The organism is Pseudomonas syringae pv. cilantro (assembly GCF_001293775.1).
Taxonomy (GTDB): Bacteria; Pseudomonadota; Gammaproteobacteria; order Pseudomonadales; family Pseudomonadaceae; genus Aquipseudomonas; species Aquipseudomonas syringae_P.
In genome coordinates, this window is the sequence record NZ_LGLN01000081.1 from 77,667 (window position 1) to 78,436 (window position 770).

The 770-nt window shown below is 45.5% G+C and carries 1 pseudogene; it reads left to right on the forward strand.

From position 1 onward, the window contains the following. Positions 1 to 113, forward strand: a pseudogene (locus ABJ99_RS27720) (TetR/AcrR family transcriptional regulator); the annotation flags it as partial. Between the last annotated feature and the right edge of the window lie 657 nt (positions 114 to 770).

The window sequence follows — 770 nt, forward strand, 5'->3', positions numbered from 1 at the left end:
TTCAGTTGCATGACGAGATCACACCGCGCATGGCTGAAGAAGGCATGCGCGTGTTTGATGCTTATTTGGGGTTGTATTTGCCAGTTTTTCTGGGGAAGAGAATACTGCCTTAATACTTATGACACCACGCATGGTTGAAGAGGGATGCGCGTTTTTGATGCCTATTTGAGGCTGTATTAACCAGTATTTTGGATGAGTACAACCTGAGATAGTGACATTAATCAAGCTTAGTCGGATCCCGAATATAAGAGCCGTGCCGTGCTGTATATGATTTTTTATATTTCTTAAGATTTTCGACTGCGTCAGCATGCCTCTTTTTGTAATTAATTAACGATTGACTGGCTGTAACTTTACTCAGCCAAGACGTCTTAGTATTTTCTGTGTAATGCTTTACCAGAAGCTCACCTGCTTGCACGCGGCGCTCAAGCGACTTGTATCTTATACGTGCGGCAGGTTCGGTAGGAGGTAAGTCCGTTGGGATGCCCCGAAGTAAATTGCTCCGTGCATATAGCAATTCCTTAGATAGCCCACTCTGCCCAAGACCCGAAATTGAATCAGCCAGCGAAGTTGATGTTGATGTTGATGTTGATGTTGATGTTGATGTTGATGGGGATGGGGATGGGGATGGGGATGGGAGTCTACTCGTATTTTCAGATACTGAGATTGATACCGCCGCAGGTGTATTTAAGTCCCTTGAAGAATGCGCAACTGGACTGGTACCTTGCCGAGTGCGCGGTGCGAACTGAATAGGGACTGTCAGATTTTTTGTG